Raw genomic sequence first — 18,200 nt, forward strand, 5'->3', positions numbered from 1 at the left:
CCTTTCTGCCCATTCTCATCCTGTTGTAAATTCCTACTTATCAAAGCATAACTTCTCCCGAGCTTTAAAAAAGCCATTTCTCTAGTATAGCACACTTCATTGAAACTTTATCCAAATGTCATGGGTTTGTCATGGTTTGTTCGAGAGCTGCGGTTGTTACGACTCTTGAAAAAGGGCATAATAAATATAGTATTTATGATTCGAACTGGAGGCTGAAGTCATGACCTACAATGATACTTTTATCCGCGCTTGCCGCAAGCAAGCTGTGGATCATATTCCCGTATGGTACATGCGGCAGGCCGGAAGGTATGACCCTGAGTATCGCAAAATTAAAGAAAAATACACGTTGCTTGAAATATGCCGCCAGCCCGAGCTGGCCGCAGAAGTGACTTTAATGCCCGTGCGCAAGCTTGGGGTAGACGCTGCAATTTTATATTCTGATATTATGAATCCGGTAGCCTCGCTAGGGGTTGATTTTGATATTGTCAAAAATATTGGTCCGGTTATTGATAATCCGATCCGGTCAGCTGCAGACGTAGACAAGTTGCGTCCGATTGATGTGGAACGCGATTTGGGTCATATTTTGGAAACGATTCGTATTTTGGACCGTGAACTGAACGTGCCATTAATTACATTCGCTGGAGCGCCTTTTACCATTGCAAGCTATTTAATAGAAGGAAGACCCTCCAAAGGATATATTCGCACCAAAGCGATGATGTATGGAGAGCCTGAGTTGTGGCATCGCCTGATGGATAAGCTAGGGGACATGGTTATTACATACGTGCGAGCTCATATCGCTAATGGCGGTAAGGCTTTTCAATTGTTTGATAGCTGGGTAGGTGCGCTCTCGCCTTATGATTTTCAAACTTTTGTGCTGCCGACTATCACACGTATTTTCCATGAATTATCTGATCTGGATGTACCTAAAATTTATTTCCCGGGCGTAAGCTCTGGTGAATTGCTTCCACACTTGAATGGGTTAAAAGCCGATGTGATTGGACTGGACTGGCGGGTAAGTATACCTGAAGGACGTCGTCGCTTGGGGAACAGTTTTGGTGTACAGGGAAATCTGGATCCTTATGTGCTTACTGCGCCAATCGATGTGATCAAGCAGTATGCGAAAACCATTGTAGATGAAGGCATCTTGGAGCCGGGTTACATTTTCAATCTCGGTCACGGCTTATTTCCCGAGGCCTCGCTAGATAAGCTAAGAGAGCTTACTAATTATGTACATGAGTATTCCCGCTCGGTTTTGTCAAAAAATTAATACATTAGAAATGTTAAGAGGTGATCTGCTAATGAAAACCAAAGTGGGTGTACTGGTCATGTCCTACGGGACGCCGGAGAGTCTGGATCAGGTGGAAGCCTATTATACACATATTCGTCGCGGTAATGCTCCTTCGCCGGAGCAGTTAAAGGAATTAAAGGATCGTTATGAAGCTATTGTGGGCGGTGTGTTTCCGCTGCGTCAGAATACGGATCGGCAGGTTCAAAACCTGCAGGAAACCTTAAATCGGGAAAATCGCAACCCGGACATTGAATTTGTCTGTTATCAGGGACTCAAACATGCCAAACCGTTTATTGAGGACGGTGTGGAAGCCATGGTGCAAGATGGCATCCGTGCAGCGGTAGGTGTCGTGCTGGCTCCGCATTATTCTGTTATGAGTGTAGGCACTTATATTAAGCGCGCGCAGGCTAAGGCACAGGAACTGGATCTGGCCATATCATTTGTGGAGAGCTATTATCTTCATCCTAAGTTGATTAAGACGCTGACTGAGCGTGTGAACGCCAAACTGGCGCTTTTTGAAGAAGCTGGAGCCAAGCGGGATGAGGTTCGTGTTCTGTTTAGTGCGCACAGCTTGCCTGAACGGATTTTGGCTATGGGTGATCCTTATGTGGAGCAATTAATGGCGACTTCGCAGGCTGTTGCGGAGAAAGCGGGAATTACCAACTGGCAGTTTACGTGGCAAAGCGCTGGTCGTACAGCCGAGCCATGGTTGGGGCCAGACATTTTGGATACCATGCACAGCCTTAATGAGGAGCAAGTGGAGTATGTGCTGGCTGCGCCAGTTGGCTTTGTTTCTGATCACTTAGAGGTGTTATACGACCTGGATATTGAAGCACAGGCGTTGGCGAAGGAATTGGATATGCGTTTTCAGCGTATTGATTCACTCAATAGTGATCCACTGTATATGGAGACGCTTAGTGATGTCATCATAGACCAATGGAAAAAGGGATGAGGACATAATGGAGCAAAAGTTACGTAATATTGTGATTGTAGGCGGAGGCTTGACCGGGCTTAGCACTGCTTTTTATACACGAAAAATGTACAAAGAAGCTGGCTACACACCTCGAATCACGCTGGTGGAGAAAGCTTCCGTGCTGGGCGGGAAAATTGAAACGCTGCATAAAGATGGTTTTGTAATTGAAAAGGGGCCAGATTCCTTTCTGGCCCGTAAAACGGCCATGATAGACCTAGCAAAAGAGCTGGAGCTGGATCATGAGCTAGTGAGCACAAATCCTGAGGCTAAAAAGACATACATTTTGCATGAAGGACAGCTTCATCCGATGCCTCCTGGCCTGGTGCTGGGGATTCCAACGGAGCTGAAACCCTTTTTGCGCAGCGGATTGATCTCTTTAGGCGGGAAAATGCGGGCTATGATGGATTTTGTCATTCCGCCTCGCCGTGTACCGGGAGATGAGGCGTTGGGTGATTTTATTGAACGCCGACTGGGCAAAGAAGTGCTAGAGAATGTAACCGAGCCACTGCTGGCAGGGATTTATGCTGCCAACATGAAGACGCTAAGTTTGCAAGCGACCTTCCCACAATTTGCTGAGGTAGAGCAGCAATACGGAAGCCTCATTCACGGGATGATGACAGGTCGAAAACCAGCTGAAACACATACGGGGACGAAAAAAAGCGCCTTTTTGACCTTCCGTCAAGGCTTGCAAAGTTTGGTGCATGCGTTGCTGAATGATTTGTATGATTGTGATTTACGCACCGGAATTGCTGTTACTGAATTCACAAAGACAACGGAAAGTGAAGGCAGCCCATATCGCGTTATGCTGGACAATGGAGAGACGCTGGAGGCGGATGATATTTTTGTAACGACTCCCAACTTTGCTGCTGCGCCGCTATTGCGAGATCATGTCAATGTGGCTGCACTGGAAGCCGTTAATTACGTCTCCGTAGCAAACGTGGTCATGGCCTTTGATAAAACAGATATTGAGAACGTCTTTGACGGCTCTGGTTTTCTGGTTCCTCGCAAAGAAGGACGCAGCGTGACCGCTTGTACATGGACGTCTGCCAAGTGGCTACATACTAGCCCGGACGATAAGGTGCTGTTGCGCTGTTATGTAGGGCGAGCAGGAGCTGAAGAAACTGTAGAGTTACCGGATGATGAGCTGACTGCACTGGTACGTAAGGATTTGAAAGAGATGATGGGAGTTAAAGCAACTCCGCTGTTCACGGAAATTACACGTCTTCGCAATTCCATGCCGCAATATCCGGTAGGGCACCCGCAGGCTATAGCTGATTTGCGGGAAGAGTTACGCACTGCCATGCCGGGAGTATATGTTTTGGGCGCTGGCTATGATGCGATTGGTTTACCGGACTGCATCCGTCAGGCTAAGGAATGGGCCTCTAATGCCGTCCAAACGACACAGCAGGAAGCGGTTAAGGTAGAGGTGTAAATGTTTGATGATGAACCCTTCGCGATCCATGCGAGGGGTTCTATTTATATTGAAATTTGATATATAATGGAGAAGGTGTAAAATTCGCCAGCTAATAAAGAAGTTATGCAAATGCAATAGCATAGAAGGAGTGAAGAATGTACCCTCCCAGATCACAGCGAAATGAAGGTCGCAAGAAAGCAAGAAAACCAAAAATAGGCAAGGCTTGGATCATTACGAATCTGGTCCTACTGCTTATGATCGTAGGTCTTTTCGGTTATTATTACATATTTGAACACGACAACAGTGGCTCTCTTGCGGAAAATGGCGGGTATTCGCAAACGGAGAAGAAAATCCAAACGGGATCTGCTAGTGAAGAGAGGTCTACTCCCTCGGTCAGTGAAAGTGATACAGCCTTGTCAAATAAACAGCTGGACGAAGGCCCACATGCAGATAAGCAATTTGCTGACGATGAAACGAAGCATTCTGCTGCTTCAGACACAAGCCATCGTCCCGCGACAACGTCTGACACAAATGCTCCCGAAGGCAGCTCTTCAGGAGCAAAATTATCCTCGGGGAAAGACGGGCAGGCAGGGAACGATATGTCCAAGGATGTATACGACGGTAATCCATCCGCCGATAAGGGAGGAACGGAGGATGTAAAAAAATCAAAAACAGACGATGCAGATTCTCCGACAGTTACGCTTCACTTTGTAGGGGATGTGCAATTTTCCGGTAAAGTTGAGCAGCGATTGGAGCAGAATGGGTTTGATTTTCCATATCAATATCTCGGAAACTTGTTTCATAAAGACGATCTGACGATGGCCAATCTGGAAACGCCCGTGACAACGAATGGTGTGGGTGCGTTAAATAAAACGTATGTGTATAAATCTTCGCCCAAGGCGTTAACTGCGTTGGCTGAGGCAGGGATAGACGCTGTCAATTTGGCCAACAATCACATTTTGGATCAGGGCACAGGCGGATTACTGGATACACTGAAATATCTGGATGAAAAAGGTATTGCCCATGCTGGAGCTGGACGTAATGCAAAAGAAGCGTATGCGCCGCATTATTTTGAACGTAAAGGGATTAAAATTGCGTTGTTGGGGACTACACGTGTCATGCCTGAAGCCAACTGGAATGCGGGCGCCAAACTGCCCGGTGTAGCAGGAGCCTATGATTCGACCGCTATCGTAAAGTCCATCCGTGAGGCACGAATGCAGGCCGATCTGGTGATTGTCATTGCCCATTGGGGGAAGGAGCGCGCTACTGCACTTGAGCCTCATCAAACCGAGTTATCGCACGCTTTTATTGATGCTGGAGCTGATCTTGTCATTGGCGGTCATCCACATGTGCTTCAAGGGATGGAACAATATAAAGGTAAATGGATCGCATACAGCACAGGCAATTTTATTTTTTCTAAATCAACGGTGCCAGCCACTTGGGATACAGCGATATTTCAGGCAACCTGTACCCGAAAAGGGGCTTGCGAAATGAAGCTGACCCCTTACCGGGCGGAGCTAGGTCAACCAATCCCATTGAAGGATACGGAGGCCAGCAAAATTTTGCAAAGAGTGGCGGCACTGTCACCGGGAAATGTCTCGATAGGGACGGATGGTACAGTAAGCGCTCAATAGAAATTCGAAAAGAAATTTTTTATATGGGAATTGACGGAACGATCGTATGAGGGACTCCTTTGTGGATGGAGGTCATAACAAGATGAATCATTTGTGCGTGGCTCACCGCGGTTTTTCGGGGATTGCTCCCGAGAACACGATGGCAGCCTTTAAGCTTGCGTTGAAGCAGCCATTTGTACACTGGATTGAGCTGGATGTACAGCTGTCAAAGGACGGTGTTCCGGTGGTAATTCATGATTTTACGCTGGAGCGAACGACGAATGGTACAGGGAGAGTAAAGGATTCGGACTGGAAAGCATTGCAACAACTTGATGCTGGTAGCTGGAAAAGTGCAGAATACCGTGGAGAAATGATCCCTTCCCTCGCACAAGTACTGGATTTATGTCGTGGCCGCGTATCGCTCAATATTGAGCTTAAAACAGCGGGAGATATGTATCCAGGATTGGAGAAAGCCGTACTCCGTGAAATTGTGATGAGAGGGATGGAGGGAGAGGTGGTATTAACCTCTTTTGAGCGTGCCGCATTCCGCCGGGCTAAGGAGCTGTCTCCTGAGATCCGGACCGGATTGATTATCGATGCGCGCCCAGATGATTTGGCAATGCAACTGGAGCAGCTACAATGCACTTTTTTATCCATGGGCTATCCGCGTTTGGATCGAAACCTGATGAAAGATCTCACCGCACGCGGTATTACTGTTATGGCGTGGACGGTGGATGACCGCCGTATAATGCGAAGATTGTCCTCATTGCATCCTGAATTGATGATTTGCACCAATTGGCCGGATCGCTGGGAGCAGGTTTTTTTGCTTTCCAAGCACCGGATGTGGCACTATATACGTAAACTTATTCGTTAATCAATTGAACTACATACGCGGGAAGGGTGACGGATCGTGATGAACGTGGATATTCGTAATGTTTACTGTGTCGGACGCAATTATAAGCTGCATGCGGAGGAGCTGGGTAATGAGGTTCCCGCAGAACCGATGATTTTTTTGAAGCCGTCTCATGCAGTCGTGCCGCTGGATGGCGCCACGCTGGAGCTTCCTCAGGGGCAAGGAGATATTCATTTTGAGACTGAGCTGGTTGTGGCTGTAGGACGTAAATACGAACCAGGCATGTCCGCAGATACATGTCTGAACGCATTTGCATTCGGGATTGATTTTACCCTGCGTGATGTACAAAGTGTGCTCAAGAAAAAAGGCCACCCATGGACCGCCGCCAAAGGCTTTAAATCGTCTGCACCCGTGACACCATTCCTGCCTTTAGAAAAATTGGACATGCTGGAGCAGCAGGATTTTTCCTTGCTCAAAAATGGACAGGAAGTGCAGCGTGGACATGTTAAGGATATGATTTTTTCTATTCAGCATATCGTTGAATATATAGCGACTCATTATGGACTGGGCGAGGGAGATATTATTTTCACAGGTACTCCAGCAGGAGTAGGGCCTACAGCAAGTGGGGATCGCTTTGAGCTTTTCTGGGGAAGTGATCGTCAGGGAAGCTTCACCATCGCATAAATTTGTGAATGGCATCCATGAAGAGGATTAAAAAAGGGAAGTTCTTGGTGGATGAGAGTAAAGAGAGATTCCCGTAGATAAGCATTGTGAAGGCCGTGTCCTGTGCCAAAGCATGGGACACGGCTTTTATATAAGCGTAGAGCGTTGTACAATAATATCAGAACGAAAAAAGAAAAACGGAGATTCATTTCAAAAGCGGGGGTATATCATGGACTGGATCATCGGATTGCTTTGTGCTGCTGTGGTGGCCGGAGCTGCATTTTATAAAAAATCCTTAACCTTATCTGGCTTTGCCGCGGCTGTACTGATGGGAACTGTATATTATGGGGCGGGTAACCTGTTCTGGTTCGGCACATTGCTCTTGTTCTTTATCACGTCGACCCTTCTGTCGAGGTTCAAAAAGGAGCGCAAGGCTGAACTGGAAAAATCGTATGCCAAAACCGGAAACCGGGATGCAGGCCAAGTATGGGCCAATGGTGGATTAGGTATGCTGTTATGCCTGGGTTATGCGATATGGCCTCATGTTACGTGGCAGCTGGCTTTTGTCGGTGTCATGGCTACGGTCACATCCGATACGTGGGCAACGGAATTTGGCAGCCTGAGTCGTAGGCCACCTCGCTCGGTGCTTAACGGGAAGGTGCTGGCACCCGGAACCTCAGGTGGAGTCTCTGTATTGGGAACGGCTGCGGCCTTGGCTGGGGGTGTACTGATCGGCATAGGTGCATGGGGCTTTGGACACGCCATAGGAACGCCGAGCTTGCCGTTATGGCTGTGGGCACTGGTTGGAGGTATATCCGGTAGCGCGGGGGCCTTTGCTGATTCCTATCTAGGTGCTACAGTGCAAATGATGCGTTCCTGCACGGTTTGCGGACGAGAAGTAGAAGTAGACTCACATTGTGGACAAACGACGGTCTATGTACGAGGCTGGCGTTGGATGAGCAATGATCGGGTGAATAGCATTAGTTCTATTTTCGGAGGATTGGTCGCTCTTGCAGGTATTTTTTTAATACTCTGAACACAGGGCTGGAGATCGTTACAAGGAATTAACTGTTATAAGAATTGACCATGTTTCAATCCTTGTATAAGGAGGTGCTAAGATGGGCGATATACACAGAGATAAATATGAAGCTATTTTGGACGCAGCTTACGCCGTCTTTGGCACCAAAGGCTTCTATGAAAGCAAAATTTCCGAGATTGCAGAACAAGCGGGAGTTGCCAAAGGCACAGTATACTTGTACTTTAAAAGCAAAGAGCAGCTATTTACAGCAGTCACACGTAGAGATTGCGAGCAATACCTAGCCGAAATGCAAGGTGCATTAATCAATCGTACTTTGGGAGAAGGACTGCTGCGGATGGCAAATTTGCATCTGCACTACTATTTCAAGCGTAAGCAGCACACTAAATTATTTTTTATGACCCCTAACAGTGACCCCGATCTAATGGAGTTTATGCGGGGATTTATTCAGGACTATACTGATTTGGTCAACAATAAACTGTCGTCAGAGGGTGTACAGCAGTCCGAGTTTCATGCGAAGGCATTCATTGGTATGTTGGAACGCCTAAAAATGGATATTTTATTGAATCAAGATTTCCGCGAATGTGACGTGGATCAGACGGCTGAATTAGCGGCGAACTTATTTATGCATGGCTGTAAAGCCGGAATACAAAAATCCTGACACGTCTTGTTGCTAAAAAACCGTACTGACTTCGTTCAGGTAACGGTTTTTTTAATCATTGGCTGTGTCTGTGTTAAAATAAACAGGATGCATCACAAAATTGGGGAAGAGTAGGGAATCCGTATGAATATTATGACCGTTGAACATATAACGAAAAGCTATGGCGAGAAAATGTTGTTTGAGGATGCTTCCTTTGGTATGGATGAACGTGACAAAATAGGAGTCGTCGGTGTAAATGGTACCGGTAAATCAACGTTTTTACGGGTAATTTCAGGATTAGAGCCGCCAGATGATGGCAATATTGCAGTGAACAACGATGTGCGAATTCAGTATCTAGCACAAAATCCGGAGTTTGATCCCGAAATGAGGGTACTCCAGCATATTTTTCATGGCAACCAGCCTGAGATGAAAGCGGTCCGTGAATATACGGAAACCATGGAGTTGTTGGAATTAAATCCAGGTAGCGAGGAGCTTCAAAACCGTCTATTGCGAGCAAGTCAGCAAATGGATACGTTCCAGGCATGGCAGCTGGAGAGTGAGGCCAAAAATATACTTACCCGACTGGGGATCACCCAGTTTGAGTCTCCTATGGGCGTTCTATCCGGCGGGCAGCGCAAGCGGGTGGCTTTGGCGGCGGCTTTGATCCAACCCTGCGAGCTGCTCATTCTGGACGAGCCTACAAACCACATTGATAATGAGTCCGTTGAATGGTTGGAGCAATATTTGCAAAAAAGACGCTGTGCGTTGTTAATGATCACGCATGATCGCTATTTTCTGGATAGAGTTGCAAATGTCATGTTGGAGCTGGATCATGGCCGCCTTTTCCGTTATGAGGCTAACTATACCCGTTTTCTGGAGCTGAAGGCAGAACGTGAGGAGCGGGAAGCGTCTACGGAACAAAAAAGGAAGAACCTGCTGCGTAATGAACTGGCCTGGATTCGCCGTGGAGCAAAGGCTCGTTCCACCAAGCAGAAAGCGCGTATTGACCGATATGAGCAGCTTAGGGATCAGCAACCGGAAGCTCGTTCTGGATCTGTAGATATGTCCGTCGCCTCCACACGTCTGGGTAAAAAGATCTTAGAGATCGAGCATCTGTCCAAATCGGTAGATTCTCGTAAGCTGATACAGGATTTGAGCTACATTGCGGTTCCTGGTGATCGTGTTGGTATCCTAGGTCCTAACGGTAGTGGGAAATCCACTCTGCTCCAAATGATTGCGCAGCATATAGAACCTGATTCCGGCAACGTTGTGCTGGGACCGACGGTGAAGCTTGGCTATTTTACTCAGGAACATCAGGAAATGAACGAATCATTACGTGTCATTGAATATATTAAGGAAGAAGCCGAAGTGATTCGTACAGCAGACGGTTCGACGATTACAGCTGCACAAATGCTGGAACGTTTCCTGTTCGCACCAAGCGCGCAATGGACGGTTATTTCGAGGCTGTCCGGAGGCGAAAAACGGCGCTTGTATCTGCTTCGTGTTCTGATGTCGGCACCGAATGTGCTATTACTGGATGAACCAACAAATGATCTGGATATTCAGACCCTTTCCGTTTTGGAAGATTATCTGGATGAATTCCCAGGCGTGGTTTTTATTGTTTCTCATGATCGCTATTTTCTGGATCGCACAGTGGACAAAATACTGGCGTTTGAAGGGGATGGACAGGTACGAGTACATGTAGGGGACTATAGCGAGTATGCAGAATGGATCAGTAAAAATGCTCAATCTTCTGTGAATACGTCTGTCTCTACGAGTACGGCTTCCTCGAATCGCTCTTCCGCGCCTAAGTCTGCGGGTCCTTCTGATTCAGTCAAGGAGACAAGTAAAACCAAGCTCAAATTCACCTTCAAGGAACAGCGGGAATATGAGCAAATTGATGAGCTGATTGAACAAGCCGAACAGAAGTTGGCCGACATTCAGCGACAGATGGAAGAGTCTTTCAGTGATTCAGCACGACTACAGGAGCTCATGGCTGAGCAAGTGAAGGCCGAACAGCATCTGGAGCATCAAATGGAACGCTGGACCTACCTGAATGAGCTGGCCGAGCAGATTGAACAAAGTAAATCTTAAAAATACAGAAGCAAGTCACCATTGAGAGTGGAGGCTTGCTTTTTTTATCGAATTATTAATATGTTTTTCATATTAAAAGTGTGTGAATTATATATTTCTAATATTAAATTACGGTGGGTATAATGGATTGCATATGGGAGGGAGGAATTGAAAATGGAATATCGTAAACTTGGAAAAAGTGGATTAATGGTAAGTGAGATCGCATTGGGAAACTGGGTCACCCACGGTGCTCAAGTGGATGATACTATAGCGCAAGCCTGTGTAAACGCTGCACTAGACTCAGGGATTACCACGTTTGATACTGCTGATGTGTATTCGGATACCATGGCGGAAACGGTTTTAGGTCATTCTTTAAAGGGAATACGCCGTGAAAGTATTGAATTATGTACTAAGGTTTTTCATCCCACAGGTACCGGACAGAATGATAAAGGGCTGTCTCGCAAACATATCATGGAGGCCTGCCATGCTTCTCTTCGACGCCTGCAAACGGATTATATTGATGTATATTATGCACACCGTTTTGATCCAACCGTATCGCTTGAAGAAACTTTTTTGGCCTTATCCGACTTGGTGCGGCAAGGGAAGGTTTTGTATGTAGGAGTAAGCGAGTGGACAGCAGAGCAGATAAAGCAAGGAGCCGCTCTGGCTAAGGAATTAAAGGTCCCTTTCGTGGCAAGTCAGCCCCAATATTCCATGCTGTGGCGTGTCATTGAAGCTGAAGTGATTCCCGCTTGTGAGCAGGAAGGGATTGGGCAGGTGGTTTGGTCACCTCTGGCACAAGGTATTCTTTCTGGTAAATATGCAGCAGACAAGCCGTTACCCGAGGGATCACGAGCTTCTACGACAGCAGGGTCACCATTTTTCGAACGTTTGGCTGGACAATGGTTACGTAAAGAAGTCCTTTTGGCAGTAAAGAAAATTCAGCCGATTGCAGAAGAATGCGGACTGACGCTACCTCAGCTTGCAGTCGCATGGGTTTTACAAAACCCGCAAGTGTCCTCAGCTATTATCGGTGCTTCCAAGCCCGAGCAGGTTAAAGAGAACGTAAAAGCCGCGGGTGTCCGTCTAGATGAGCAGGTCATGAGACAATTGGATAGCATTTTAAATGGTATTGTTGAACGTGATCCGAGAAAAACAGGTTAAGATATACGATCAAGGAGATTTACATGTCTAACTCTTCGCTACAAGCTGTTTCTTCAACCACTTCCAGAAAATGAGTCAGAACAGTTTCGTGTGTACCTGTTTTCCATGCAGCATAAAGTGGGATGGACGGAGACTCTTCTTGAAAGGAACGAAATACGACATCACTGCGTTGAAAGACAGAAACGGAAGAGGGGACAATGGAGATACCTATACCTGCCGCTACCAAGTTAACGATCGTATACATTTGAACGGCTTCCTGTACGATTTGAGGCTGAAATCCGTGTTGTCCGCAAAAGTCCAGTATGAGGTTATGAAAAGAAGCTCCCATATGAGGCGGAGACAGGATAAAAGATTCGTCCGCTAAAGAACGTAAAGACAAGGTTGAATGGTGGGCTAACGGATGTGTTTGAGGAAGAACGGCCATGAGCGATTCGTTGGTGTAAAGACGAGAAGTGATATGTATAGATGGATCTGCACAGCGCAGGAAGCCCACGTGAACTTTGCCATCGTGTATAGCTTTCAGTTGTTGGACAGATGTCATTTCAAATAACGTAAGCTTCACATCTGGAAAACGCTCTCGGAATTTCTTCAAGGCATTAACCATCAGACTGCCAGAGGCTGAATCTACAAAAGCGATGGATAATTGTCCGAATTTCCCCTGACTTGCAAGCTGTGTGATCTTGATGGATCTTTCCAATTGAGCAACCACGTTTCTGGATTCTTCTAAAAATATCGCTCCTGCTGATGTAAGTCGAACTTGCCTCTTGGTTCGTTCCAAAAGCTTCACGCCAAGTTCTTCTTCAAGGCTTTGAATTTGTTGGCTCAAGGGAGGTTGGGTAATATTCAGTTTTTTCGCAGCACGGTTAAAATGCAGTTCTTCCGCTACTGCGATAAAGTAACGTAGTTTTTTCAGATCCATAGCTGTGATTTCCTTTCACTAAGCCTTCACCGACCTATTCTCCAGTGGAACAGGTCGGTTTTTATCGTTCGCATTAAACCATCACATAAGCTGCAAGCAGACGTGCAGTGTTCACCACGGCCTGCTTGTGCGTGCGCTCCATGGCATGGGAGGCGTGTACGCCAGGGCCGATCAACGCAGCACGGATGTTATTACCGGCTCTTAGTGCAGCCGAAGCGTCCGAACCGTAGTGCGGATAAATATCTACCGCATACGGAATATTCAGCTCTTTGGCCAGCTCAATCAGACGGGTCGTCATAGTATAGTCATAAGGTCCGGAGGAATCCTTGGCACAGATAGAAACATCCGTTTCCTTGCAGCTCAGATCTTCACCCATACAGCCCATGTCGACAGCTATCATCTCACTGATTCCTTCGGGTATGTAAGCCGCTCCGTGCCCCACTTCCTCGTAGTTGGAAATGAGCAATTTAACGGTATGTCGAGGCTTCCAGTTTCCATGTACAGCAGATTCCAGTAAACCAAACAGTGCAGCTACACTAGCTTTATCATCTAGATGGCGTGACTTGATAAATCCACTTGGTGTTACGACTGGACGCGCATCGAACGAAATAAAATCGCCCACCGCAATACCGAGCTGAAGCACGTCTTCTTTTGACCCGACAAGCTCGTCAATCCGTACCTCCATATGGCTCTCTTTGCGCTCAAAGCTTCGTGCATCATCATAGACGTGCACGGATGGATGGCTGGACAGAATAGTGCCTGTATACGTTTGTCCGCTTCGGGTATGAATAAGGCAGTATTCGTTCTCAATGCTGTTCATCATGAAGCCGCCGACGGATGTCAGACGTAGGGTGCCTTGTGCTGTAATGGAACGCACCATTGCGCCCAATGTATCCACATGTGCGCTCAGCGCCACCGTATGGTCCGTTTCCTGACCTTTCAGAGTCAAGATGGCACCGCCTTTTGCATTCCATTCGATTTGCACCCCGAGGCTTTCCGCTTCTTTACGAATCAGCTCCATCACATGGTGTGTATACCCACTGGGACTGGGTGTGTTCAGTAGCTGATTTAAAAAGTTCATCATATAATCTTCATTTAATTGAATCGTCATTTGTTGCTCCTCCTCATTTGGACAACCGATCAGGGTTAGAGGACGGTTGCTCTATATCTTGGTCGAATGTAGACCCTGTGCTGGAAGAACCCGTCGCGTTATAGGTCACATCCGCGTTTGCTTCCACCGTGGATGTGTGCTCTTCTTGTAGTGTATGAAGCTGAGTAGTCAGACGTTTAATCTCTCTCTGAAGCCTATATTGGCGGAAAATACCGAAAGAACCGACAATAAGTCCACCTAGAAGAGTGCAACCAAGAATAAGCAAAATCAAAGGAATGCTAACCATACTGAATAGAAGGTTCACTTGAACCGAATTCACATTAATAACAGCAAATACAGCTGTTAACAAAGCAATAACAAGAGCTGCGATCAAAGACCATTGTGTTTTCAAAATGCCACCTCCTCCCGTTACATTATAAAATCCCTTGCCCGCCATGGACAAGGGATTTATCCGTGCATTATTTCAATGCTGGATTTTAAGTGCGCACGGTTTTACTTTCCTTCAGTTAGCTTTTCCATTTCTGTAATGACTTCTTCGAATACGCTCATCGCTTCGCGGATCGGCTGCGGAGAGGACATGTCAACGCCAGCTTTTTTCAAAATATTGATTGAATAATCACTGCCACCGCTCTTCAAGAAGCCCAAGTAACGGTCAACGGCTGGCTGGCCTTCTTCCAGAATCTGTTTCGAGAAACTGGTTGCTGCCGAGAAGCCAGTAGCATACTTGTAGACGTAAAAACTGTTATAAAAATGAGGGATCCGTGCCCATTCCATTTCAATGTCTTTGTCTACCTTCATACCAGGCCCGTGATATTTCACATTCAGATCATAGTAAATCTCTGATAAGAGCTGCGGTGTAAGGGATTCCCCCTGTTCAGCGCGTTCATGTACAATTTTCTCAAATTCCGCAAACATGGTTTGACGGAATACCGTTGTGCGGAATTGATCTGCATAGTAGGTGAGAAGGTACATTTTCTCTTTCGGATCGGTTGATTTGTTCAGCAGGTAGTCCATTAGCAACGCTTCATTGGTTGTGGATGCCACTTCAGCCAGGAAAATGGTGTACTGTGCATCTCTATACTTCAATGCGTTGTCTGAATAGTACGAATGCAACGCATGCCCCATTTCATGAGCAAGTGTGAACATGCTGTTCAGGTTATCTTTATGGTTCAGCAGCACATATGGGTGGGTACCATAAGCTCCCCAACTGTATGCACCAGTACGTTTGTTTTCGTTTTCGTATACATCAATCCAGCGCTCATCATAGCCTTTTTGCAACGAAGCCAGATAGTCTGCGCCCAGTGGCTTAAGGCCTTCCTTTGTTTGCTTTTTGGCGTCTTCATACGTAATGTCCATCTTGTATTCGTCCACAAGTGGAGCGAACAAATCATACATATGGAGCTCATCCACACCTAACAACTTTTTACGCAGCTTGATGTAGCGATGGAGCAGGGGCAAGCTTTCATGAATGGTATCAATGAGATTCGTATACACTTCCTTCGGAATATTGTCACCGTACAGTGACATTTCCAGTACAGAAGGGTATTTGCGAACACGAGAATAAAAAATATTTTTGTTTACATTGGCACTTAGTGTAGAAGCAATTGTATTTTTATTTTTGGCATATGTGTCATATACCGCTTTAAAAGCACGTTCGCGAACTTCGCGGTGCGGACTTTCGAGGAATTGAATGTAGCTGCCATGAGTCAGCTCAACCTCTTTGCCGTTTTCATCCTTGATTTTTGGAAACTTCAGATCGGCATTGTTGAGCATGCCAAAAATCGTTTGCGGGGCTTGAGCCAGATTGCCAACCTGAGCGAGCAACGCTTCTTCTGTCTTGCCCAGAATATGTGCTTTTTCCCGCTTCATTTCTTGAAGTGTAAACCGATAATCTGCAAGCTTCGGATCTTCAATGAAGGCATCGAGCTGATGATCCGGCAATGCCAAAATTTCAGGCGTCACGAAAGAAAGAGACTCGCTAACCTCAACGCCTAATTTTTTGGCTTTTTGCGAAAGACCCTGGTATGTAGGTTCAGCTGTATCCTCATCATGATGCAGATGTGCGTACACATATACACGCTCGGTTTTAAGCGACAATTCATCTTCCAATTTAAAGCAGCTGCCAATCGACTCTGCTGAATTGAGCTTGCCTTGGAATTGTTCAGCCTTTTTGGCTAGTTGTTTGACTTCTTCGTATTCTTGATCCCATGCTTTGCGGTTGGGAAACAAATCTTCCAGTTTCCATGTATTTTCCACTGGCGCATTAGCGCGTTTTACAATTTCACTCATGGAGAGCCTCCTCTGATCGAACGTAATGTGGGGTAGGGCTGCGGCAGTAAGGGACGGATGCCAAAACGAAGAAACCGCCACGCTTACCGTAAGCAGCAGGGCAAGAGGTTTTACAGGATGCATGTAACGGCAGATCCTCCTTATACCATGGCTTATTATGCCATAGTATGACCTCTTACGCCCGAAAGTATAATTTTCCTTACTGTGGGTTGGAACCTATATTTAATAAGCTGTATACAATGAGATAAAAGGCAAGGCAAACCATGATTACAGCAGTGAGGGCCATCCACTTTTTGAGAGGAGTCGGTATCGTATCACGCTTCATGATCAGCACTCCGCCCAGCGTAAAGGCCAGAATAATGAAGATGAGATAGCTGTTGGACACCATGAATAGGCTAGACCTGTTTGAAAGCGTTCATGATCCGCTGCCACTCTTCCTCATTATCTTGAAAGGACTGCTTGGGAAACCGATTTTGAGCCCAATGCATTAGCGCCGGACGGCTTAAAAACGTGTGGGCTTCCTCGCCCCAATCATCGGATATTTCCCGTAGAACGATGTAACGGCCCTGCACCTCGACAGTCATCATGTTCCAATTGTCTTTTTTGTATATTTCGTGTTTTTTCATCATATGCATGTCTCCGATTTTATAGATGTTTTGGTTCATGATACCGCAGTTTCCGCCGCAAAAGCAAATCATTCCAGCCCGAAAAACCCGGAAAAACATCAATTGCATTGTGAAAAAGCATGAAGTATAATATGGATATTCGCCATAGATGGCGGTATTTTTAGGAGGTTGTTCACTTGAAAGGTACAGTTAAATGGTTTAACGCAGAAAAAGGTTATGGCTTCATTCAAATGGATGGTGGCGAGGACGTATTCGTACATTTCTCCGCAATCCAAGGCGACGGCTTTAAAACTTTGGAAGAAGGTCAAGCGGTTGAATTCGAAATTACTGAAGGTAACCGTGGACCCCAAGCAGCTAACGTAATCAAACTGTAAGTGTAACTGAATTGTAAGAATGGTTCCGTTTCTACGGATGTCTTATATATTACGGTTAAACTATGAATTGAGAGCGCAGTTCCTTTAATTTAAGGGACTGCGCTTTTTTGCATAAATACGCTTATGAGATGAGAAGATTGAGCAGGAATAGGGTATTATACGTAATAAAACTAGGCAGAAGACATTTCAAATTGAAGGAGTTGAGAAAATGAGTGCAGCAGAGGCTAGTCGTAAGCCTTCCCTGATTGAAGGTCCTATTGCCAAAACGCTGTTTATGTTCTCTTTGCCGATGCTGTTCGGAAACATTCTGCAATCCCTGAATGGAACGATCAATTCGATCTGGGTGGGGAAGTTTCTGGGAGAAGCCGCATTGACTGCCGCTTCAACGGAAATATTATAAACGGCTACGGGACAGTGGCAGCAGCAGCTTATACAGCAGCCAATAATTTGTCGAGCTATGTGCAGATGCCAGCAATGGCGTTAGGTGCAGCTGTATCTTCCTTTGCCGCTCAAAATATCGGAGCCGGACGTTGGGATCGAGTGCGCATGACAACCTGGATTGGGATTGTGTATAATTTTGTATTAACAGGTGGAGCTGTGGTATTAATTTACGTGTTTAACCGTCAGGCCTTACTCATGTTCCTTCCTTCTACAGGGGGGGGCATTGGAATTGGGTATGCGGATTAATCTGATCACCTTGTGGTCTTTTGTTATATTCGGTGTTACCAATGTCATTACAGGTGTTGTTCGATCGACGGGTTCCGTCATGATACCGCTTTTAATTACCATTATTTCATTATGGGGCATTCGTATACCTTTGGCCTATGCATTTGTCGATGAGTATGGTCTAGATGCTGTATGGTGGAGCTTTCCTGTTGGTTTTGCTATCTCTGCCGTGGCAGTCATTTTCTATTATGCTTTCGGGAAATGGAAGCAGGCAAGCATGGGAGAGGGAATCCAAGCCATGAAGCCCGCAGAGGACAAGGGATAGATAGGCCATTTATACTATTTGCGATTAAAGTCTTATAAGGATAGATTTTGTGTAACTCCTATTTTTGACTAATAAAACATTACAGGTATAAAATTCTTTTTGTAAGAATAGCTCATTTTCTTGCATTTTAAAGAAAAAAGTGAGGTTGTTCATTTGTACTAAAAGGACGATCA

Annotated in this window: 20 protein-coding genes; 14 read left to right on the top strand and 6 right to left on the bottom strand. The window is 46.0% G+C overall.

What is annotated here, in order from left to right; translation table 11 throughout:
• The first annotated feature begins 220 nt into the window (after window positions 1–220).
• The 10 genes from hemE (at window position 221) to AOU00_RS21645 (ending at window position 11,717) form a co-directional block, all read left to right on the top strand.
• Window positions 221–1,267 carry a uroporphyrinogen decarboxylase gene (gene hemE / locus AOU00_RS21600; protein WP_069291620.1) on the top strand — a complete coding sequence of 349 codons (1,047 nt, stop codon included), beginning with the start codon at window positions 221–223 and terminating at the stop codon, window positions 1,265–1,267.
• A 31-nt stretch (window positions 1,268–1,298) separates the two neighbouring features.
• A complete protein-coding gene (gene hemH, locus AOU00_RS21605; protein WP_069291621.1) occupies window positions 1,299–2,240 on the top strand; it encodes a ferrochelatase in 942 nt (313 codons plus the stop codon).
• 7 nt (window positions 2,241–2,247) lie between these two features.
• Complete coding sequence (hemG, locus tag AOU00_RS21610; RefSeq protein ID WP_069291622.1) at window positions 2,248–3,693, top strand: protoporphyrinogen oxidase; 1,446 nt, start codon at window positions 2,248–2,250, stop codon at window positions 3,691–3,693.
• A 137-nt stretch (window positions 3,694–3,830) separates the two neighbouring features.
• Entirely contained in the window at window positions 3,831–5,309 is a 1,479-nt protein-coding gene (locus tag AOU00_RS21615) for a CapA family protein (protein WP_069291623.1), read from the top strand.
• Between the two features lie 82 nt (window positions 5,310–5,391).
• Window positions 5,392–6,162, top strand: a complete 771-nt coding sequence (locus tag AOU00_RS21620) for a glycerophosphodiester phosphodiesterase (protein ID WP_069291624.1) — start codon at window positions 5,392–5,394, stop codon at window positions 6,160–6,162.
• A 39-nt stretch (window positions 6,163–6,201) separates the two neighbouring features.
• Window positions 6,202–6,825 (top strand): fumarylacetoacetate hydrolase family protein, encoded by a 624-nt coding sequence (locus AOU00_RS21625; RefSeq protein WP_069291625.1) that lies wholly within the window; start codon window positions 6,202–6,204, stop codon window positions 6,823–6,825.
• A 208-nt stretch (window positions 6,826–7,033) separates the two neighbouring features.
• The gene (locus AOU00_RS21630; protein ID WP_025722307.1) at window positions 7,034–7,840 is read left to right on the top strand and encodes a DUF92 domain-containing protein; all 807 of its coding nucleotides are present in this window, start codon (window positions 7,034–7,036) and stop codon (window positions 7,838–7,840) included.
• An 82-nt stretch (window positions 7,841–7,922) separates the two neighbouring features.
• Window positions 7,923–8,501 (top strand): TetR/AcrR family transcriptional regulator, encoded by a 579-nt coding sequence (locus AOU00_RS21635; RefSeq protein ID WP_069291626.1) that lies wholly within the window; start codon window positions 7,923–7,925, stop codon window positions 8,499–8,501.
• Window positions 8,502–8,624: 123 nt separating this feature from the next.
• Entirely contained in the window at window positions 8,625–10,574 is a 1,950-nt protein-coding gene (locus AOU00_RS21640) for an ABC-F family ATP-binding cassette domain-containing protein (RefSeq protein WP_069291627.1), read from the top strand.
• Window positions 10,575–10,727: 153 nt separating this feature from the next.
• Window positions 10,728–11,717, top strand: a complete 990-nt coding sequence (locus AOU00_RS21645) for an aldo/keto reductase family protein (RefSeq protein WP_069291628.1) — start codon at window positions 10,728–10,730, stop codon at window positions 11,715–11,717.
• 19 nt (window positions 11,718–11,736) lie between these two features.
• Here AOU00_RS21645 and AOU00_RS21650 read toward each other — a convergent pair whose 3' ends face one another.
• From AOU00_RS21650 to AOU00_RS21670, 6 genes are all read right to left on the bottom strand, one after another.
• Window positions 11,737–12,636 carry a LysR substrate-binding domain-containing protein gene (locus AOU00_RS21650; RefSeq protein ID WP_069291629.1) on the bottom strand — a complete coding sequence of 300 codons (900 nt, stop codon included), beginning with the start codon at window positions 12,634–12,636 and terminating at the stop codon, window positions 11,737–11,739.
• Between the two features lie 73 nt (window positions 12,637–12,709).
• A complete protein-coding gene (locus AOU00_RS21655) occupies window positions 12,710–13,747 on the bottom strand; it encodes a M42 family metallopeptidase (protein ID WP_069291630.1) in 1,038 nt (345 codons plus the stop codon).
• A 13-nt stretch (window positions 13,748–13,760) separates the two neighbouring features.
• Window positions 13,761–14,183: a LapA family protein gene (locus AOU00_RS21660; protein ID WP_069291631.1), complete on the bottom strand. Its 423-nt coding sequence runs from the start codon at window positions 14,181–14,183 to the stop codon at window positions 13,761–13,763.
• 56 nt (window positions 14,184–14,239) lie between these two features.
• On the bottom strand, window positions 14,240–16,036 hold the full coding sequence (gene pepF / locus AOU00_RS21665) for an oligoendopeptidase F (protein ID WP_069291632.1): 1,797 nt from the start codon (window positions 16,034–16,036) through the stop codon (window positions 14,240–14,242).
• Between the two features lie 199 nt (window positions 16,037–16,235).
• Window positions 16,236–16,424, bottom strand: coding sequence for a hypothetical protein (locus AOU00_RS25965; RefSeq protein ID WP_025715827.1), 189 nt, complete (start codon window positions 16,422–16,424; stop codon window positions 16,236–16,238).
• Between the two features lie 7 nt (window positions 16,425–16,431).
• Window positions 16,432–16,665 (bottom strand): hypothetical protein, encoded by a 234-nt coding sequence (locus AOU00_RS21670; RefSeq protein ID WP_013309704.1) that lies wholly within the window; start codon window positions 16,663–16,665, stop codon window positions 16,432–16,434.
• Between the two features lie 173 nt (window positions 16,666–16,838).
• On the opposite strand from AOU00_RS21670, the gene AOU00_RS21675 reads away from it, so the two are divergent.
• The 4 genes from AOU00_RS21675 to AOU00_RS27760 all read left to right on the top strand — a co-directional run bounded on the left by AOU00_RS21675 (window position 16,839) and on the right by AOU00_RS27760 (window position 18,027).
• Complete coding sequence (locus AOU00_RS21675; RefSeq protein ID WP_013309706.1) at window positions 16,839–17,036, top strand: cold shock domain-containing protein; 198 nt, start codon at window positions 16,839–16,841, stop codon at window positions 17,034–17,036.
• Between the two features lie 208 nt (window positions 17,037–17,244).
• Window positions 17,245–17,436, top strand: a complete 192-nt coding sequence (locus AOU00_RS27750) for an oligosaccharide flippase family protein (RefSeq protein ID WP_231109379.1) — start codon at window positions 17,245–17,247, stop codon at window positions 17,434–17,436.
• Between the two features lie 14 nt (window positions 17,437–17,450).
• Window positions 17,451–17,723, top strand: a complete 273-nt coding sequence (locus AOU00_RS27755; protein ID WP_250637523.1) for an MATE family efflux transporter — start codon at window positions 17,451–17,453, stop codon at window positions 17,721–17,723.
• Complete coding sequence (locus AOU00_RS27760) at window positions 17,701–18,027, top strand: MATE family efflux transporter (protein ID WP_250637524.1); 327 nt, start codon at window positions 17,701–17,703, stop codon at window positions 18,025–18,027. Before AOU00_RS27755 ends, AOU00_RS27760 begins: the two co-directional genes overlap by 23 nt.
• Window positions 18,028–18,200: the final 173 nt, after the last annotated feature.

It is taken from the genome of Paenibacillus polymyxa (assembly GCF_001719045.1).
Classification (GTDB): Bacteria; Bacillota; Bacilli; order Paenibacillales; family Paenibacillaceae; genus Paenibacillus; species Paenibacillus polymyxa_B.